Source organism: Carboxydothermus pertinax (assembly GCF_001950255.1).
Lineage (GTDB): Bacteria > Bacillota > Z-2901 > Carboxydothermales > Carboxydothermaceae > Carboxydothermus > Carboxydothermus pertinax.
The window spans coordinates 1-233 of sequence record NZ_BDJK01000049.1 but is presented as its reverse complement, the minus strand read 5'-3'; the positions used below and the strand labels follow the sequence as shown (position 1 = coordinate 233).

At 48.9% G+C, this 233-nt stretch carries 1 pseudogene; it reads right to left on the bottom strand.

The annotated features are described in order from the left end of the window. Nucleotides 1-224 (bottom strand): annotated as a pseudogene (istB, locus tag cpu_RS09835) (IS21-like element ISChy4 family helper ATPase IstB); the annotation flags it as partial. Nucleotides 225-233 lie beyond the last annotated feature (9 nt).

Below are 233 nucleotides of genomic sequence, written 5' to 3'. Positions count from 1 at the left end.
CTTATGTTGATTATATGGGCATGGTGTAATAGCCTATCCAACACTGCAGTGGCAAGCACCGGGTCTCCCATGAGCTCCCCCCATTCCCCAAAGCTTTTGTTGCTGGTGAGGATGATGCTCCCCTTTTCATACCGGGCACTTATTAGCTGGAAAAAGAGGTTTGAGCCAAGGCCATCTAAAGGGAGATAGCCCACTTCGTCGATAATAAGGAGCTTGGGCCTAAGTTAGATCCT